The sequence below is a fragment of the Brevibacillus panacihumi genome, from assembly GCF_003710985.1.
Lineage (GTDB): Bacteria > Bacillota > Bacilli > Brevibacillales > Brevibacillaceae > Brevibacillus > Brevibacillus panacihumi.
This window is the reverse complement of record NZ_RHHT01000005.1, coordinates 69429-86502: the sequence shown is the minus strand read 5'-3', so window position 1 is coordinate 86502 and position 17074 is coordinate 69429. Positions and strand designations below refer to the sequence as shown.

Annotated in this window: 18 protein-coding genes; all 18 read right to left on the bottom strand. The window is 52.5% G+C overall.

All coding sequences use genetic code 11. The features are described 5' to 3' along the window. Positions 1 to 9: 9 nt before the first annotated feature. Positions 10 to 681, bottom strand: a complete 672-nt coding sequence (gene qcrB / locus EDM58_RS04650) for a menaquinol-cytochrome c reductase cytochrome b subunit (protein WP_023554402.1) — start codon at positions 679 to 681, stop codon at positions 10 to 12. 1 nt (position 682) lies between these two features. After that, a complete protein-coding gene (locus tag EDM58_RS04645; protein ID WP_122912316.1) occupies positions 683 to 1201 on the bottom strand; it encodes a QcrA and Rieske domain-containing protein in 519 nt (172 codons plus the stop codon). A 216-nt stretch (positions 1202 to 1417) separates the two neighbouring features. Next, entirely contained in the window at positions 1418 to 1840 is a 423-nt protein-coding gene (locus EDM58_RS04640; RefSeq protein WP_122912315.1) for a DUF2487 family protein, read from the bottom strand. Positions 1841 to 1934: 94 nt separating this feature from the next. Further along, entirely contained in the window at positions 1935 to 2150 is a 216-nt protein-coding gene (locus tag EDM58_RS04635; protein WP_023554405.1) for an IDEAL domain-containing protein, read from the bottom strand. A gap of 105 nt (positions 2151 to 2255) precedes the next feature. Then, entirely contained in the window at positions 2256 to 3389 is a 1134-nt protein-coding gene (locus tag EDM58_RS04630; protein WP_122912344.1) for a hypothetical protein, read from the bottom strand. Positions 3390 to 3495: 106 nt separating this feature from the next. Further along, positions 3496 to 4440, bottom strand: coding sequence for a tetratricopeptide repeat protein (locus EDM58_RS04625; protein WP_122912343.1), 945 nt, complete (start codon positions 4438 to 4440; stop codon positions 3496 to 3498). 83 nt (positions 4441 to 4523) lie between these two features. After that, positions 4524 to 5177, bottom strand: coding sequence for a zf-HC2 domain-containing protein (locus tag EDM58_RS04620; protein WP_122912314.1), 654 nt, complete (start codon positions 5175 to 5177; stop codon positions 4524 to 4526). Beyond that, positions 5174 to 5764 carry an RNA polymerase sigma factor gene (locus EDM58_RS04615; RefSeq protein ID WP_122912313.1) on the bottom strand — a complete coding sequence of 197 codons (591 nt, stop codon included), beginning with the start codon at positions 5762 to 5764 and terminating at the stop codon, positions 5174 to 5176. Before EDM58_RS04615 ends, EDM58_RS04620 begins: the two co-directional genes overlap by 4 nt. A gap of 149 nt (positions 5765 to 5913) precedes the next feature. Then, on the bottom strand, positions 5914 to 7029 hold the full coding sequence (locus EDM58_RS04610) for an amidohydrolase family protein (RefSeq protein ID WP_246000541.1): 1116 nt from the start codon (positions 7027 to 7029) through the stop codon (positions 5914 to 5916). Positions 7030 to 7350: 321 nt separating this feature from the next. Next, entirely contained in the window at positions 7351 to 8631 is a 1281-nt protein-coding gene (aroA, locus tag EDM58_RS04605; protein WP_122912311.1) for a 3-phosphoshikimate 1-carboxyvinyltransferase, read from the bottom strand. A gap of 75 nt (positions 8632 to 8706) precedes the next feature. Continuing rightward, a complete protein-coding gene (locus EDM58_RS04600) occupies positions 8707 to 9807 on the bottom strand; it encodes a prephenate dehydrogenase (RefSeq protein ID WP_122912310.1) in 1101 nt (366 codons plus the stop codon). 72 nt (positions 9808 to 9879) lie between these two features. Next, positions 9880 to 10968 (bottom strand): histidinol-phosphate transaminase, encoded by a 1089-nt coding sequence (gene hisC, locus EDM58_RS04595; protein ID WP_122912309.1) that lies wholly within the window; start codon positions 10966 to 10968, stop codon positions 9880 to 9882. Between the two features lie 30 nt (positions 10969 to 10998). Further along, positions 10999 to 11820, bottom strand: a complete 822-nt coding sequence (gene trpA, locus EDM58_RS04590; protein WP_122912308.1) for a tryptophan synthase subunit alpha — start codon at positions 11818 to 11820, stop codon at positions 10999 to 11001. Then, a complete protein-coding gene (gene trpB / locus EDM58_RS04585; RefSeq protein ID WP_122912307.1) occupies positions 11817 to 13052 on the bottom strand; it encodes a tryptophan synthase subunit beta in 1236 nt (411 codons plus the stop codon). The genes trpA and trpB overlap by 4 nt, the downstream gene beginning before the upstream one ends. Then, complete coding sequence (locus tag EDM58_RS04580; RefSeq protein WP_122912306.1) at positions 13045 to 13680, bottom strand: phosphoribosylanthranilate isomerase; 636 nt, start codon at positions 13678 to 13680, stop codon at positions 13045 to 13047. The genes trpB and EDM58_RS04580 overlap by 8 nt, the downstream gene beginning before the upstream one ends. Further along, complete coding sequence (gene trpC / locus EDM58_RS04575; protein ID WP_122912305.1) at positions 13677 to 14486, bottom strand: indole-3-glycerol phosphate synthase TrpC; 810 nt, start codon at positions 14484 to 14486, stop codon at positions 13677 to 13679. Before trpC ends, EDM58_RS04580 begins: the two co-directional genes overlap by 4 nt. Continuing rightward, complete coding sequence (gene trpD / locus EDM58_RS04570) at positions 14476 to 15501, bottom strand: anthranilate phosphoribosyltransferase (protein ID WP_122912304.1); 1026 nt, start codon at positions 15499 to 15501, stop codon at positions 14476 to 14478. The genes trpC and trpD overlap by 11 nt, the downstream gene beginning before the upstream one ends. Further along, a complete protein-coding gene (trpE, locus tag EDM58_RS04565) occupies positions 15495 to 17009 on the bottom strand; it encodes an anthranilate synthase component I (RefSeq protein WP_122912303.1) in 1515 nt (504 codons plus the stop codon). The genes trpD and trpE overlap by 7 nt, the downstream gene beginning before the upstream one ends. Between the last annotated feature and the right edge of the window lie 65 nt (positions 17010 to 17074).

Genomic DNA, 17074 nt, shown 5'->3' with positions numbered 1-17074 from the left:
AAGACTATTTTATAGTGGACCCGAGATCCCTTGCGAACGAATCATTACAAAGTGAGCTGCCAACAGGGCAAACAGACCAGCAGGCAGGAAGAATACGTGAATTGCAAAGAAACGTGTCAGGGTTTGGGCCCCAACGATTTCGCCACCCGTAAGCAGCATTTTTGCATACGGACCAATAAACGGTACGGAGTCAGCAATTTGCAGACCTACCTTGGTTGCGAAGTATGCTGTGTTATCCCACGGGAGCAGATATCCGGTGAAGCCAAGTCCGAGCATGACGAAGAAAATCAGTACGCCGACTACCCAGTTCAGCTCACGCGGTTTTTTGTAAGCCCCGGTGAAGAATACGCGCAAGGTGTGCAGGAACATCATGACGATAACCAAGCTGGCACCCCAGTGGTGCATCGCACGAACGATCGATCCGAAAGCAACCTCGTTTTGCAGGTATTTCACCGATTCATACGCATTGATGATGTCTGGTACGTAATACATGGTCAAGAACATGCCAGACAAGATTTGAATAACGGTAATAAAGAACGTAAGACCACCAAAGCAGTAAACAAAAGCAGAGAAATGATGTGCCGGGTTCACGTGCTCAGGTACCTCGTGGTCGGCCAAATCACGCCACATCGGAGTGATATTGAGTCGTTCATCAACCCAATCGTACATTTTTTGCATCATCTTAACCACTCACCCCCGCACGAGGATTCGCTTTCACAGCGCCCAGATACAATTTGCCGTCTTTGATCTCAGTCTCGTATTCGTCAAGAGATGCAGTAGGCGGCGTACCCAGGATGTGTTCACCGTTGATTGCATAGCGGCCCATGTGGCATGGACAAAAGTACTCGTTTGGAAAATCAGGGCTTGTGTTCCAGTCAACTGTACAGCCTAAGTGTTTGCAAATCGGGGACAAAGCCAGGATCGTGCCATCTTCAAGCTTACGAATCCAAGCAGACAGTGTGGTCTCTGATTCATACCAACCGTCCTTGGTATGTACCTTAAACTCAACACGCTTAGGGTCTGGCCCGAAGTCATCAGGACTTCCGACCGCTACCATATCTCCTCCGGTATGTCCTTGGAGCAGGGGGTCAACCGCAAAGCGAAGCATTGGGGTGATCATTCCTGCAGCAAGAAACCCGCCAGTTCCCATCAGTGCGTAGTTTAGAAATGTACGTCTGGAAATTTCGCGTTTATCGCCCATATCTTTTCCCTCCTTATCCTGTAAAATAGCGCAACGATGGCGTTTTCATACATATACACTAGGTCAATCCCAATCATAGCTAACGCCTATTCAGATGTCAAGAATGTCCAATGGACAGGACCGATTCAATCCCCTGATAATAAAGATATTGTTACCATTTTGTCAAAAATAGCCCTATTCCTCTTGCTAAAAACTAGTATGACCCGAAGTCTTTCTCTAATGCTCGCTATTTCGCTGCCAATGTCGAATCACTTCTCGGTACAAGACATCTACTGTGACTTCAAAGCGCAACGCGGAATCCAGCTCCTGATCCCCTACCGCTAGCATGAGGGCGTCCGCATTTTCTTCTGTCTTCTTCATGGCGTCGCCACTAAAATGAAGAATGACAGCATGTGCAAAACCTTCCGGAAGCCGTGGCGTCATCTGCTCATCTGAAAACTGATAGACCATCGGAAACAATAAGACTCTTCCCCTCAGCTTTCGTTCGATTCCAGCCGCTACGTTCAATAAATAATTCATCCGCAGGACGTGGTCGGGCACCTGAGCGCCAGATCGATACAAATAAAGAGGGAGTAGCGCGGTATCTACATCGCTCCGCAGCTGCTCCCAATTCTCCAGTTCATTCGTATTCCACTGCATGGCTCTAGCTCCTCTTCTCGTAGATTTACGGAAGTTAGCGTACCATGAATCTGTCGAGACTGGCAATCCGCCTTGGCCATTCTTTCCAGCAACATCACTTCTGCTCGTAGGCCATGATTTTTTTCAACTCTCCGGTAAGTTGCAAAAAAACTTCCTTGTCCTTTTTTGCCAGTGCTTCGTCAATCTCTTTATAAAGCTCCCGTTTCCGATAGCTGCGCATCTGTTCGTCGATCACGATCTCGGACAACAAGCCCGAAACCATTTGATTGTTCGTACCATACGCATTGGAATAGAAATTCAGCCACTCCATACCCATCCCTCACTTTTCCTAACTGGATTCGGCCGTCTGTGGCCAAGCCGCAGCAGCCAAGCAATCTACATGCAACCACCGTTATGACTTGCACCGTCGCAGGGCCTAACCGTTCCTGTCGCCCAACAGAATGGTTGTCTCCGCAAAGCCGTTGTATTTGCGCAGCCACGTCTGACTTGCGTACGTGGCTGAATACAACCAGTTTCCTTCCTGATCTTGTCCGACACGCAACAAACCGAGATGAACCATCATCTTGCATACCCGATTTGTCAGTACCTGAAAAGAGTCGTCGTAATAAAACTCCTTTACCCAATCCAACAACGTCTGTGTCAAAGTGGATTGTTGAACCCATCCGCCGGACACCAGCATGGGAATCAACTGCACAAGCATCGGCAAATTCGGAATCGGTTTTTTGTAGAGTCTGATCCAAAAGCGTATCAGATCATGGTACAGGCTGTCCTCGTACTGCTGCTCCAGCCTTTCCCTGCCTGCCTCCGAAAGTCCGACCTTGCCGCCCGACTCCTCGATCCACTTGTTGTAATAGCAGAAATCATACAACAGCGAAAAACGGTCCGGGTATAGATCAAAGTGAAGCCCGTAGCCAAACCGCCATTTTTGCGGCAGCAGCGGCTCTTCTTTTACAAACAAAAATTGAAAAAGCTGTTGTTGATGCCGCTTGTACATGCCTCCCTCAGCAGTCAGGGGAACTGGCTCCTGCTGAAGAAATTGTAAAAATTGCATGATATCGTCACACAGGGCCGTTCCTTCATCCCGATACGCATCAATGCTTTGCAGCTCCAGTATGTGGTGCTCCTGCCGCCATTTTTCAAGCCAAGCCTGCAAATAAGGCTCGCGAATGTCGAGCGGAATCTGGTACTGTCCCACTGCTTTGCTCCTGATCGGGTAAATCCAGCCCCTCTTCATCGCCTGTGTTACAAAGCGGCGTGCTTCCGCCTGCTTTTGCTCCTTGGCTCCGTCCAGTGCAATCCCCGCCTTGGCCAGCAGGTCTTCGAGCGACATCACCGTTCGCTTGTCGAGAAAGAGCAGCAGCATGAAGTGAGTCTCATCCTTGCTTAAATTCGTAACTTCCTGAGAGATTGTCAACCGATGCCGCAAACTGGACAGCAGTGACGTGATCAGATCATTTTTGGAATGAGGGTTGCATTCGCATCCATAATGGTTGGCAATCTGATGGAGCTGCCGGATATCGGTGTAAACCAAGATCTCAGCCAAGTTCATCTGCGCATCCCTTCTTTGCGTTGGCTTACGTTTATGCTCCATTCTTGCCAGAATGCGGAAAAATAAACAGGAAGCCACCGATGTGACTTCCTGTTTTTGTGCCCTGCTATTCTTCGTTCGATTGATCGTCCCACTGATTGAGAAGATGTTGGTATTCCTTCGCTTCCTCGTACCTTCCTGCTTGGGTCAACAATGCGACGAGGCGTTTGATATGATCCAGGTCAAATCCTGACAATTCCACGTATTGCTGCAGCGCCTCAATAGCTTTCTCCGTTTTGCCGAGAGACAGGTAGATATCCGCAGCAAGCGGATAGGCAGCCACGTATTCCTCATCGAGCGCAAGCAGTCTGTTTACCAGCTCCACCGCATCATCCAAGCGGCCGATGTGGAACGCCATCAGGCTGCATCCGTACAAAACCTCTGTAGACTGGTCCAAGACCAATGCCTGCCGAAATACCTGATAGGCCTGCTCGAAGTGACCGTTCTGCGCTAGCGAACGCCCTTTGCTGAGCAACAGCTCCAGGCTCTCTTCTCCTGCCTGTTCCAGCAGCCTCAACGCTTCCTCGTCATTGCCGATCCGGAAATACAGATTACCCAAGGCAGCCAAAATATCCTGGTTGTCCGGTTCTTTCTGACGAGCTTGCTCCAGATATTTTACTGCAACTTCATCCAAATCCTGCAACGCGTACAGGTCCGCCATCAGCAAATCAAGCTGAATGCTCTCCACACCGGATTCCTTGCACTCGTACAGCAAGTGCTGAGCCGTCTCAAAATCTCCGGAATCCAGCGCAATCTCTGCGAGCAGCATTTGGCATTCCCGACGCAGCGAAGGCTCCATACCGGGATTCTTCTGAAGAATTTCTGACAGCAGCGAGGAGGCTTCCTCCAGGTGGCCCAAGCGATACCAAACCTCCGCCAGATACATCATGACTTCGGGTAGATCCCTTCCATGCTCCTGTACTTTTTGCAGAGCTGTCAAACCCAGCTCTACCTCATCATTTTCAATCCGTTTGATCGCCTCGTCTATGACGTAGAGCCATTTTTTCGGCATTCCGTTCACCTCATATGTAGGATCAACAGTGGCAAAAGACCGTCCGAGGACGGTCTTTTGCTGTTTCATTTGATCATATACCATTATACCCGTGTAAGCCAACTCATTGTTAAGACTGTAATTAAAATACCAAAAACACTGAGGACAATGCTGTAGTTAGGCTTGGCATAATCGTTGCTGACCGGTTTTCCGTCCAGCGGTATGATCGACGCAGTCGCGTACTGCAATGCATCATCATGCTGGGCAGACAATGGCGGCGTCTCTACCACATAGGTGCCGTCATCCGTCTGCATTGAAGAAGAGATGACCTGGGCCTTGGATGTCTCCATTGCCATCAACTCTCCATCGATCATCAAAGCATTGGCATGCTCCGTAGAACTGGTATTCAAATAGAGCGTAAACGTAAAGACCATGAGCAAAACGGCTGCGGCACTCGCGCCCATTCTTCTCATTTTCGCCGTTACGGTAAAGATTTTCCGACCGATCGGAATCGCCCATTTTTCCTCCGAGAGGATCCTGGCCATCACAGCGTCTACAATCGAACGGGACGGGGTCACGGAATGGTACTGCTCCATGTCCTCCTTCATCCACTCTCCGCTGTCTGACCACAGCTCATAATCCGAGCGACAGGCGTAACAACTCGCCATATGATGGTCTACGCGTCTTTGTGTTACCTCGGACAACAGATTCTCGGCGTAATCAGGCAGGAGCTCCTGAACTTCTTCACATCTCATCATCGATTCATCCCTTCAGCTTCATCCAAATGAGGGTCCAGGATATAGGCTTCCAATTGTCCTTTTATACTTTGCCGAGCGCGGAACAACAGGGACTTGACCGAGCTTACGGTCAAATCGAGAATGGTGGCAATCTCGTTGTAATCCAACTGTTCGTACTCGCGCAGGATCAGGGCAGAACGTTGTTTTTCCGGCAAGTTGTTGATAGCCAGTCTGACCATCTGTTCCCTTTCATTGCGCAACAGGACTTGCTCAGGCAGACGTTCCGAAGAAGCTGTCGGCACCTGTAGCGTGTCCTCCAGATAGACATCTGAATTTCGACTTTTGCGCAGTTCGCTCAAGACGGAGTTGCGGGCAATCGTATAAAGCCAAGTGGAGAACGTAGCTTCTACATCTCGGAAAGAATGAATGCTTTTATACGCCTTGTAAAACGTCTCCTGACAGATATCCTCTGCAATGTGCTCCAGATGTGCCTGACGCAAAAGATGTGTGACAAAAGCGAGGATCTTTTTCTCATATCGACGAATCAGCTCAGCATAGCATTCCAGATTACCTTCTTTAATCTCTCGGATAAGCTGGGAATCGGTCATGTTCAGGATTACCTCCTTGCGATTCCGACTCCCCAGCGACCTTTTGCCTAATTAGACCGCCGGAGAGCTAAAAAGTTGCGCTGTTATCAGATCTTTTTTCTCGTCTGTCTGCAAAAAACCCTTTATGAAAATATCCCCATGCGCAAGGACTAGATGACATAGGAATAGGGCCTGGTGTCTCGAAGGCACCTGCCAAGTCCCAAGACGGGGAGAAACTGCAAATCTCGATATATCCAAATACCATTCGACATAACAGATGTTGGAAGCTCGATTTCACTAAAATTGAGAATAGTGGAAGAATCCATCTTTGTCAACCAGTATTCCTTTTTCAGGAAAAGGATATCGGCATCCGCCCCTGGAGCAAGCGACCCTTTTCGTGGATACAATCCGACAGCCTTGGCGACGTTTCTCGACGCCAGCCGTACCAGAAGGGACAAAAGCTCCTCCTCCGAACACCACTTTCTCCGGTAATCGAAGCGGATTTCCTTGATCGAGGAAGCAATCGGACAAGAACCATACCATTGACGTTGCATAGCCCGAAGACCGCGTTCCGTATGTTCGGCATCGAGCCAGTACAGATGATAATACTTCTCGAAGTCATCTTCCTCAAAGGGAGGAAGCATCTGTTCTACGACGATACGAATATTCCAGAAACGGGTGACCTCCATCCAGCGGCGCTGGAGTTCTTCGCGATCCGCCTTGCCAAGCGACGACCTTGGCGGCAGGTGAAGATGAAGCATCGTTCTATATGACGTAAGGATTTGCGAAATAGTTTCCCATTCCAGGGTGGAAATATCGCCCAAATGCCGGAGGTGCAATCGAATCGTCCGGAATCCCTGCCGGCACCATTCGAGGACTTCCTTGGCCGTAAAACGAGGGACTTCCAGGCCGACATGCCAGACGTAATCAATGGGGCTGTTGTAATGGCTCGTCTTCAGATAGGCTACCTGGGTGCGATCCATCCAGCGCTCAGGCAAAAGCACATCCACGAGCGTCGTACAGCCTGTCCGGATCATCGCCCTGACCTCTTCCAGGTAGTCCCTCCCCTTCAACCGCTGAAGATGCGGAGGAGCCATTGCTAAAAAACCGGGCAAAAGGTACATCCCGGTTGCATCAATTTCCTTCGGCCTCGACACCTGCTTTTTGGCCTGCAGCGTGTCCTTCCCCCAACGGGCTATCTTTCCGTCGACGACCCAGACATCCGTCTCCAACAGCCCTTGCGCTGTCACAATCGTGCCGCCGCGAATCACTGTCTCCTGCTGCAATGCTTGTCCCCTCCCCATCCCGAAACCGCACGTTATCTTATACATGCTTATGAGAGGGAGGCAGGAAAAATACAAAAAAAAAGACCGTCTTTTGAAAACGCATTCAATAGACGGTAGCACGATATGTGCTTTATATATTGGATAGGAGTGGAGAGAAACCATACTGTATTTTTATAATAAACGGAATGTAAGCGCTTGTCAAATCATTTTTGCTAAAATTCGGGAATAAAATCAATATTATTTTACTGGGCAATTTTTTTATCAGTACAGCCGGTCATGCAAAAAACCCACACACCATCATGTGGGTTTTTTGCCTTTCTTCTATAGACTAATCCTGCTTAGCAACTCGGCAAATCCAGGGAACGATACGGCGATCGCTTCGTCGTTCTCGATCTGTGTCTCCCCTTCTGCAGCCAGTCCGGCAATCGCCATCGCCATGCCGATACGGTGATCGCCCATGCTGTCGATGACAGCGCCTTTCAGCTTGGAGCTGCCGGTGATAATCATTCCGTCATCTGTCGGTTCCAAGTCGGCCCCAAACTTGCTGAGCTGGCTTACAACTGATGCGATGCGGTCTGTCTCTTTTACTTTCAATTCCTGCGCGTCACGAATGACCGTTTGGCCGGCCGCCTGCGTCGCCATGACCGCGATCACCGGAATCTCGTCGATCAGTCGCGGAATGATATCTCCTGCGATTTCAATGCCGTGCAACGGCGCGTACGTCACCAGAAGATCCGCGACCGGTTCTTCATTGACTACTCGTTCATTGAGCAGTTCAAGACCGCCGCCCATCTGGCGTACGACGTCGATGATACCAGTGCGGCTCGGGTTGATCCCCACATTTTCAATCAGCAGGGAGCTGCCCGGCACCATCATCACAGCTGCAATCAGAAAAGCGGCTGAAGAGATGTCCCCAGGGACCTGGATGTCGCGTCCTTGCAGCTCTTGACCGCCTTTGACACGAACGGTCAAGCCGTCACGCTCGACCTGCACGCCAAACGCTTGGAGCATTCTCTCTGTGTGGTCGCGCGACAGATGGGGTTCTGTCACGGAGGTTTCGCCTTGTGCCTGCAATCCTGCGAGCAAAATAGCCGACTTCACCTGCGCGCTCGCTACCGGAGAGTCATAGGAGATCCCTGTTAATCCTCCGCCGCGGATGGACAATGGGGTGAATTCTCCCTCTTTGCGCCCGTCAATTTTGGCCCCCATCTGGCGCAATGGACCAATCACGCGGCGCATGGGCCGCTTGGCGATCGATTCGTCTCCTTCCATGACGACATGGAAGGGCTGGGTTGCCATAATGCCTGCCATCAGGCGAATGGTGGTGCCGGAGTTGCCGACATCCAGACGAGAGGAAGGCTCTTGCAGGCCGTACCAGCCTTTCCCCTGGACGGTGACGCGGTCCCCATCTTGCTCAATCTCAATCCCCATTTGCTTGAAGCATTGAATCGTGCTCAAGCAATCTGCACCTGGGAGAAAGCCCTCGATGCGCGTCGTTCCCTTGGCAAGCGCTCCGAACATGACCGCGCGATGGGAAATTGATTTATCTCCTGGAACACGGATCGTTCCTTTGATTTGATTGGTTGGTTTGATGCGTAGCACACGTACACTCCCCTTCTTCATCTAGCCAGTCATGCTGTGAAGCGTCTTCGTTGTAAAGTACCTTCGCATGAAAAACTATCGTCTGTACACATTGTACTCGAAATAGAGCAGCAGCTCTTCCCCTTTTTCCATCTCGTACTGGGATTGGAACGTAATCCGCAATGCGCCGTAGATGTCCTCCCGCGTCTCCCTGATTTGCAGATTGGTAATGTTGATCTGCTTGGCCCCGAGCAAGGTCGTAATCCGACCGATCTCACCCGGATGGTCAGGAATGTCAATGTACAGATCGTAGAGCGGAGGCAGTGCACCCGTTTTTCTCTCGGGCAGTCCATCGCGGAAATCGCGAGCAGATTGAAAAAACTGTTCAATGCCGTCGGGATTCCCTTCTTCGACCAGCTTCATCACATCCTCCAGCGCTTTTGACCAATCGCGTCCGATCTGGAGCAGATGCTCGCGGTTGTGCAGGAGGATGTCGCGCCACATGCGCGGATTGCTGGATGCGATGCGGGTAATGTCTCGGAAGCCGCCTGCAGCCAGACGGGCATGCCAGGCGTTTTCATCATCATAGCCCGCTACCAGATTCACCAGAGCTGAAGCCAGAATATGTGGAAAATGGCTGACTGCTCCGACGACTTGGTCATGCGTGTCAGCATCCATGCGCACGATCTTTGCCCGCGTCAGCTGAAGCAGCTCGCTCAAATACTCCACCTTGTCTTCTGGAGTGCCGGGCGCAGGCGTCAACACGTAATAGGCGTTTTCAAACAAACGATCGGAGGCTGCCTCGACTCCTGATTTATGAGAGCCTGCCATCGGATGGCCGCCAATAAAGGTAACATGGTCGGGAATGACGCGAATCGCATGGTTTACGATGCCTGTTTTGATGCTTCCAGCGTCCGTGACGATAACGCCGGGCTGCAAATCCAGATTGCGAAGCGATTCGAGAATCGCGTAGATCTGTTCCACAGGAGCTGCTAGGAAAATAACGTTTGCTTCTCTTACTGCTGTCTGCAAATCGGTCGTTCCCGCATGGATGGCCCCTGTATTCAATGCTTTATCCAAAAAATCCTGACGGACATCGAAGCCGACGATCCGAATGTCGGGATCCCTTTTTAAGGATAAAGCGATCGATCCGCCGATTAATCCGACGCCGATCACAGCTATGGTTGTTCTCTTCATCTCCAGTTTCGATCCTTCCTTTGCGCGTGTAGCGAAAAATGCCGGGAAAGTCCCGGCATCTCAAGCTTGAATTTAGGCACCTTTTACGATCTCTTCGAGGGCGCGCAGCAGTTTCTCATTCTGCTCCGCAGTCCCAATCGTGATTCGCTGATAGCCTGGATGCCCCAGTGCACTACCGGATCGAACGATAATACCACGACTCAGCAGTTTTTTAAAGACCTCATTGGAATCCTGGTTCAAGTTGACAAGGACAAAATTCGTCTGTGAAGGATAGTACTGCAATCCCCATTCGTCGAAGCGGTCCGTCAACTGTTTCATGCCTGCTCTGTTCTTCTCCCGGCAGGAAACGACGAATTCCTGGTCATGCAAGGCTGCACGGGCTGCTGCCTGTCCCAGAGTTCCCGTGTTGAACGGCTCACGCACATGCTCGAGCGCCGAGACGATTTCTTCGGAAGCGATTCCGTAGCCTACGCGCATCGTCGCGAGCCCGTAGATTTTGGAAAAGGTGCGCAAGATGATCAGATTGGGGTAGTCAGCAAGCATTGGAACAGTCTGCGGATATTCCGGGTCCACCACGTACTCGTAGTAGGCTTCGTCCAGAACGACCAGTACTTCTTTCGGAACCTTTTTCAAAAAGGCTTCCAGCTCTGCTGTCGTGACGATTGTTCCGGAAGGGTTATTTGGATTGCATACCCAGACAACGCGTGTCTGCTCGTTGACGGCAGCAGCCATGGCTTCCAGATCGTGCACGCCGTCTTTCAACGGCACCTCGATCAGCTCCGCCCCTTCGATGATGGCATTGGAGCGATATTGGGAAAAGGTAGGCTTCGCCATCACTGTATTGGTACCTTCGCTAAGGAAGGCGCGTGCAATCATGAGGAGATTCTCGTCCGAACCGTTGCCAAAGATCAGCTGCTCAGGCTTTACGCCGAGGAATTCAGCCAAGTCCCAACGCAATTGCAAGCTGGCGCCGTCCGGGTAAATCGCCAGGTTGTCCAGTTGCGAGACAATCGCTTCCTTGGCTTTGGGAGAACAGCCATACGGATTTTCATTGGAAGCAAGCTTGATCACTTCCGTCAAACCATATTCGCGTTTCACATCTTCAATCGGTTTCCCAGGTTGGTAGACCGGGGCATTGAGGATTCGTTGCTTCGGTTGCATGCACGTCTCACTCCTGCATTCTTTTTCACATTATTGTAGCGCACTCGTCAGCTGATGTACAAAGTTTTTTATTTTTCCGACAGCCTCTCCTGTCGTTGCAGGGTCCCTCAATTCTGATTCATACCGCTCGATTTCCCGTACAATCGCACTCCCCACGATCACCGCATCCGCATGGGGCGCGAGTGTGCGGACCTGTTCCGGGGTCGAGATGCCAAAACCGACCGCAGTTGGCGCATTCGTACTTTCTCTGACACGCGCCAAAAAGTCTGTCAGGTCGCTGCGCAGCTCCGAACGCGCACCCGTCACGCCAAGAGAGGACACACAATAGAGAAAACCGGTCGCCTGCTCCCCGATCATTTTGATTCGCGCATCCGAGGTTGGAGCTACGAGCGAGATGACGTGAACGCCGTGCTTTTGTGCCGCTGCCACGGCAGGACCGCTCTCTTCCACTGGCAGGTCGGGAATGACGACTCCATCCGCGCCGCTCGCTGCGAGATCCGCGAAGAATCGCTCGATCCCGTATTGGAAGACAGGATTGACGTAGGTGAACAGGACCAGCCCTGCTTCCATGCCGCTATCCCGCAGGCGGACGACCAGCTGCAGAGCGTCTTTGATCGAGACCCCATTCTTGAGAGCTCGTTGGGAAGCCCGTTGAATCGTAGGTCCGTCCGCGAGCGGGTCGGAGTAGGGAATTCCCAGCTCGAACAGGTCTGCCCCTGCCTCCGCCAAGCCTTGAATCACTTGGTAAGTCGCTTCAAGCGTAGGGTCTCCCACGGTAATAAACGGTATAAAACGCTTGCGGCTGCGGTCTGCAAACAAACGGTCAATGCGATTTGCTGGAGTAGTCGTCATGCCTGATTATCCCCTTCCTGTTTCGGTGCCAAAGCATCCTGGATCGTCAAAACGTCTTTGTCTCCTCTGCCTGACAGACAAATCACCAGAACTTGATCCTTGCTCATCTGCGGCGCGCGCTTCATCGCTTCGGCTACTGCGTGGGCGCTCTCCAATGCCGGGATAATCCCTTCTGTACGACAGAGGAGCTGAACCGCTTCGAGTGCTTCTGCATCTGTAATCGCTGCATACGTGACCCTGCCGGTATCCTTGAGGTAGGAGTGCTCCGGTCCAATGCCCGGATAGTCCAGGCCTGCGGAGATGGAGTGCGCCTCCTGCACCTGGCCGTGTTCATCCTGCAACAGGTAGGTCAAGGAGCCGTGAATCACGCCGGGACGTCCCTTGGTCAAAGTAGCTGCGTGTTTGTCCGTATCGACACCCAGCCCTGCTGCCTCCACGCCTCGCAAGGCGACAGACTCATCCTGGATAAAAGGATAAAACATCCCGATCGCATTGCTGCCGCCACCGACACAAGCGATCACTTCATCCGGCAGTTTGCCCAGCATGTCGAGAATTTGGCTGCGCGTCTCCTCCCCGATGATTTTCTGAAATTCGCGCACCATGTACGGATATGGATGAGGTCCTACGACGGAGCCGATGACGTAGAAGGTTTCATCCACATGCGATACCCAGTGGCGGATCGCTTCATTCGTCGCATCCTTGAGGGTGCGGGAGCCTGAAACAGCCGGAATCACTTCGGATCCGAGCAGTTTCATGCGAAAAACATTCAGGGACTGGCGTCGAATATCTTCTTCGCCCATGAACACCTGGCAGGACAGTCCCAGCTTGGCTGCAACCGTAGCACTCGCTACACCATGCTGGCCCGCTCCCGTTTCTGCAATGATCGACTTTTTCCCCATGCGCTTTGCGAGCAAGCCTTGCCCAAGCGCGTTGTTCAGCTTGTGGGCGCCGGTGTGGTTGAGGTCCTCGCGCTTCAGGTAGATGCGCGCCCCGCCCAATTCCTCCGTCAGCCGTTCCGCATACGTAAGCGGCGTCGGTCTTCCCGCATATTCCGTGAGCAAGCCATACAGCTCTTCTCGAAAGGATGGGTCACGCCTCGCTTCCTCAAAGGCTTGTTCCAGCTCCATCAACGCATTCATCAGCGTCTCCGGAACGAATTTTCCCCCGTATTCTCCAAACCGTCCCCTCTCATCTGGAACGACTCTTGCTGCTGTTTTTTGTGCATCAGCCATGTCCCTTCACCCTCTCCATCAGTTCTCTTATTTTCTGTGAATCTTTTTCTCCGTCTGTCTCCACACCGCTGGACAGATCAATGACCGCAGGTTGATAGCGCTCGATCAGTTCTGTCACATTGCCCGCATGGATTCCCCCAGCGATGACCTCTGTGATCCCCTGGCAGGCTTCCCGAAGCCCCGGAATGTCCTCCCAGGTAAACCGTTTTCCCGTCCCACCTGCCTGTGCAGGATCGTAGGTATCGAATAAAAAGGCGTCTACTGAGTTCGCATAAGCTGCCAACCGATCAGCCGTGTCTTCTTTTCCAACCGCCATCGCCTTCCAGACCGGCAAAGAAAACCGTTCCTTGACTTCTTGGCAAAATGCCGGTGTCTCTTGTCCATGCAGCTGAATGACCGCAAGCGGCGCTTCTGCCAGCACTTGCGTCAATTCGCCTATCGTCGGATTGACGAAAACGCCCACCGCCGGCGGATGCTCCGGAACAGCCCGCAGCATTTCCCCTGCTGCAGCAGCCGTTACTTGGCGCTTGCTTGGAGCAAAGACAAATCCGGCGTAATCAACTCCGCATTCAGACAGTAGCCCAAGCGTTTGTTCATTTTTGATGCCGCATATTTTGACCAGCGTCATGTAGACACCCCCGACGGTTTCTCGGCAGTCTTTCCGACGAGGTCGCAGACGGCTTTTGTCACATCAGGCTGTCTCATAAAATGCTCTCCGACCAAAACGGACCGCGCACCGCTTTTCCGTACACTTTCCACATCCTCCGGCGTCCCGATGCCGCTTTCGCTCACCACTGTCAAGGAAGGAGGCAGCTCCTTGATCAGCTCACGCGTGACATTCAGATCAGTCTGAAATGTACGCAGATCCCGATTGTTGATGCCGAGCAGCTTGGGCGTCGTATAGCGGAAAACCATGTCGCACTCTGCCCGGTCATGGACCTCGATCAGAACGTCCATGCCCAAATCTTCTGCAGCCTGATTCAACGCTCGAAGCTGGGCTCCCTCCAATATCGCGGCAATCAGCAGGACGCAGTCCGCCCCTGCCGCTCGCGCCTCGATGACCTGCAGCTCATCAATGAGAAAATCCTTGCGCAGAAGCGGATGATCTACCGCTGCACGTATGTCTTTCAGATAAGAGAGATGACCCTGAAAAAAGACTTCGTCGGTCAGTACCGATAAGCATTCGGCATCTGCCTTTTGATAGGCAAGGGCAATCTCTACCGGGGAAAAATCGGCCCGAATCAATCCTTTGGAGGGGGACGCTTTCTTGACCTCTGCTATGACGCTGACGGGGCGAACACTTGTCTCCAAGGCCCTGCGAAATCCCCGTGGCGGCTGAGACTGATTGGCTTCTGCCAGTAATGACGCTGTCGTGTGCTCCTGTTTCAAGCGGCTAACTTCTTCTATTTTTTGCGCGACAATTTTACGAAGCATGAATCATCCCTCCTGCAATCTGGCGAATATGGTCCAACTTGCTCGCTACGTGGCCTTCATCGATCAATTCCGCCGCACGAATGACGCCTTCTTCAATCGTTCTTGCCCGATTGGAAAGGTATAGGATCGCCCCCGCATTGAGCAATACCACGTCGCGGGCTGCGCCACGCTCTCCTGCGAATACATTGGCGATGATCTTCGCGTTCTGTGCCGCATCGCCGCCTCGAAGGGAATCTTTTTCATGCCGATTGAGACCGAATTGTTCCGGCTCTACCTCATACGAGTGAATGCTTCCATCTCTCAACTCGGTGATATAGCTTTTTCCCGTCACCGTCAATTCGTCCAGTCCATCTTCGCCTGCTACGACCAAGGCCCGCTGGACGTTCAACTCACGCAGCACTTCCGCCACGATCGGCAGCAGCTTCGCATCGTATACACCCATCAACTGATGGCTGGCTCCTGCAGGATTGGTCAGGGGGCCCAACAGATTGAAGACCGTGCGCACCGCCAGCTCCTTGCGCGGTCCCGCCGCATGCTTCATCGCCTGGTGATAGGTCGGGGCGAACAAGAAGCAAAGGTTCGTCGCCCTCAAGCAATCAGCAGCTTCTGCCGGACTCAGGTTGACCGGGATTCCCAATGCTTCCAGGACATCGGCGCTGCCGCTCTTGCTCGATACCGCCCGATTGCCATGCTTGGCGATTCGCACGCCGTCACTGGCTGCGACGATCGCACTCGCTGTCGAGATGTTAAATGTATGGCTTCCGTCCCCACCAGTCCCGCAGGTGTCTACCAGCCCTGGCATATCCAGCGGAAAGCGGATCGCACGCGCTCTCATCGCTCTGGCAAATCCGATGATTTCTTCTACCTGCTCTCCTTTTAACCGCAGTGTGGCGAGGAAAGCCCCGATCTGCGCAGCGGTCGCCTTCCCGTCCATGATCTGTCCCATGGCTTCCTCCGCTACATGTCGGTTGAGATGTTGTCCTTGCAAAATTTGCTCCAGCGCTTTCGTCAGCATGTCAATTCCTCCTTGGGCGCAAACAACTGCTCCGCTTTTTCCAGCGCGGAAATCATCGCAGCCGCTTTATTTCGTGTCTCCTGGTACTCATGTGCCGGAACCGAGTCAGCCACAATCCCTGCACCGGCCTGGACATGGGCTTGACCATCCTGGAAAACCAGTGTGCGAATCGTGATGCAGCTATCGAGCGAACCGTCGAAGGAGATATAGCCGATTGCGCCAGCGTAGAGATGACGCGCATCTGTCTCCAGCTCTGCAATAATCTCCATCGCACGCAGCTTAGGCGAACCCGATACGGTGCCAGCCGGAAATGCCGACAACAGGGCGTCAAAAGGATGCAAGCCTTCGCGAAGTTCCCCGGTCACATGGGAGACCATGTGCATGACGTGGGAGTAATGTTCAATCACGAGAGCTTCTTCGACTTTTACACTGCCGTACGTGCTGACGCGCCCCACATCGTTGCGGCCGAGATCGAGCAGCATGTAATGTTCTGCCCGTTCCTTTTCGTCCGCCAGCAGGTCCGCTGCCAACGACTCATCCTCTTGTGGCGTCGCCCCGCGCTTGCGGGTTCCAGCGATCGGTCGCATCTCCACTTTCTCGTCCTCGACGCGCACGAGCAGCTCCGGGGAGGTCCCTACGACTGTCTCATCGCCATATTCGAGGTAAAACATATACGGAGAAGGATTCAAGGTGCGCAGGACTCGATAGACAGCAAAAGGATCTACCTGCGTCTTTACGGAAAACCGCTGAGAGAGTACGACTTGGAAAATATCCCCGGCAGCGATGTATTCCTTCGCCTGTACAACCATTTGCTCGTATTGCTCGCGAGTCATATTGGCTTCCACTGTCAAGGAACGAGGCTTTTCTACAGCGACCGGAATCCGCTGGTCAGATACAGCCGGACTGCTTACCTGATTCGCAAGCTCTTCCAGCCGTTCACATACTTGCGCGTATTTTGCGGCAATGGCCGCTGCGGAATCGCTCTCTTCCACATGCAGGTTTACAATTAACCGAATCTCCTGCTTGAGGTGGTCGAATGCGATCATTTCATCGACGAACAGGAAGCGCATGTCCGGAACCCGCAAAGCTTCTTGGGAATGGGGAGGAAGCTTTTCAAAATAATGCAGGGTATTGTAGCCGAAAAAACCGACAGCTCCACCACTCAGGCGAGGCAAGCCTGGCAGCTTGGGACTTTTATAGCGCTCTGTCTCCGCTCGCAGGAAGTTGATGGGATTTCCTTCCAAACGGGTTGTCGAGCCATCCCGACGACGGACGCTGATTTCGTTGCCTTTTGCCTCCACGATCTGAAAGGGATTCTTTCCGATAAAGGAAAAGCGCGCCCAGCGAGCTCCGCCTTCCACACTTTCGAGCAAGAACGAATCGCGAGTCCGAATTTTTTGATACAAGCGGATTGGGGTCTCCTGGTCCGCCAGCAAGGTCATGCTTACAGGAATAAAGGAATACGACGCCGAGAGGGTTTGCACCTCGGCAAGGGAGGGAAAATACATGTGCTCTCATCTCCTTTTCGGGGAGCGGAAAAAGAAAATCTCTTTCCTGCCCCGCTTCTAGAGCG

Excerpts from the sequence above, each read along its gene's own strand:
- trpD (WP_122912304.1), bottom strand. The coding sequence starts at position 15,501 with ATGCTGACGAAAGCGCTGGAGCAAATTTTGCAAGGACAACATCTCAAC.
- EDM58_RS04580 (WP_122912306.1), bottom strand. The coding sequence starts at position 13,680 with ATGACGCTGGTCAAAATATGCGGCATCAAAAATGAACAAACGCTTGGG.
- EDM58_RS04645 (WP_122912316.1), bottom strand. The coding sequence starts at position 1,201 with ATGGGCGATAAACGCGAAATTTCCAGACGTACATTTCTAAACTACGCA.
- trpC (WP_122912305.1), bottom strand. The coding sequence starts at position 14,486 with ATGCTTCGTAAAATTGTCGCGCAAAAAATAGAAGAAGTTAGCCGCTTG.
- EDM58_RS04640 (WP_122912315.1), bottom strand. The coding sequence starts at position 1,840 with ATGCAGTGGAATACGAATGAACTGGAGAATTGGGAGCAGCTGCGGAGC.
- trpA (WP_122912308.1), bottom strand. The coding sequence starts at position 11,820 with ATGACGACTACTCCAGCAAATCGCATTGACCGTTTGTTTGCAGACCGC.
- trpB (WP_122912307.1), bottom strand. The coding sequence starts at position 13,052 with ATGGCTGATGCACAAAAAACAGCAGCAAGAGTCGTTCCAGATGAGAGG.
- EDM58_RS04615 (WP_122912313.1), bottom strand. The coding sequence starts at position 5,764 with ATGACCGATTCCCAGCTTATCCGAGAGATTAAAGAAGGTAATCTGGAA.
- trpE (WP_122912303.1), bottom strand. The coding sequence starts at position 17,009 with ATGTATTTTCCCTCCCTTGCCGAGGTGCAAACCCTCTCGGCGTCGTAT.
- EDM58_RS04620 (WP_122912314.1), bottom strand. The coding sequence starts at position 5,177 with ATGATGAGATGTGAAGAAGTTCAGGAGCTCCTGCCTGATTACGCCGAG.
- hisC (WP_122912309.1), bottom strand. The coding sequence starts at position 10,968 with ATGCAACCGAAGCAACGAATCCTCAATGCCCCGGTCTACCAACCTGGG.
- EDM58_RS04630 (WP_122912344.1), bottom strand. The coding sequence starts at position 3,389 with ATGAACTTGGCTGAGATCTTGGTTTACACCGATATCCGGCAGCTCCAT.
- EDM58_RS04625 (WP_122912343.1), bottom strand. The coding sequence starts at position 4,440 with ATGCCGAAAAAATGGCTCTACGTCATAGACGAGGCGATCAAACGGATT.
- qcrB (WP_023554402.1), bottom strand. The coding sequence starts at position 681 with ATGATGCAAAAAATGTACGATTGGGTTGATGAACGACTCAATATCACT.
- EDM58_RS04600 (WP_122912310.1), bottom strand. The coding sequence starts at position 9,807 with ATGAAGAGAACAACCATAGCTGTGATCGGCGTCGGATTAATCGGCGGA.
- EDM58_RS04635 (WP_023554405.1), bottom strand. The coding sequence starts at position 2,150 with ATGGAGTGGCTGAATTTCTATTCCAATGCGTATGGTACGAACAATCAA.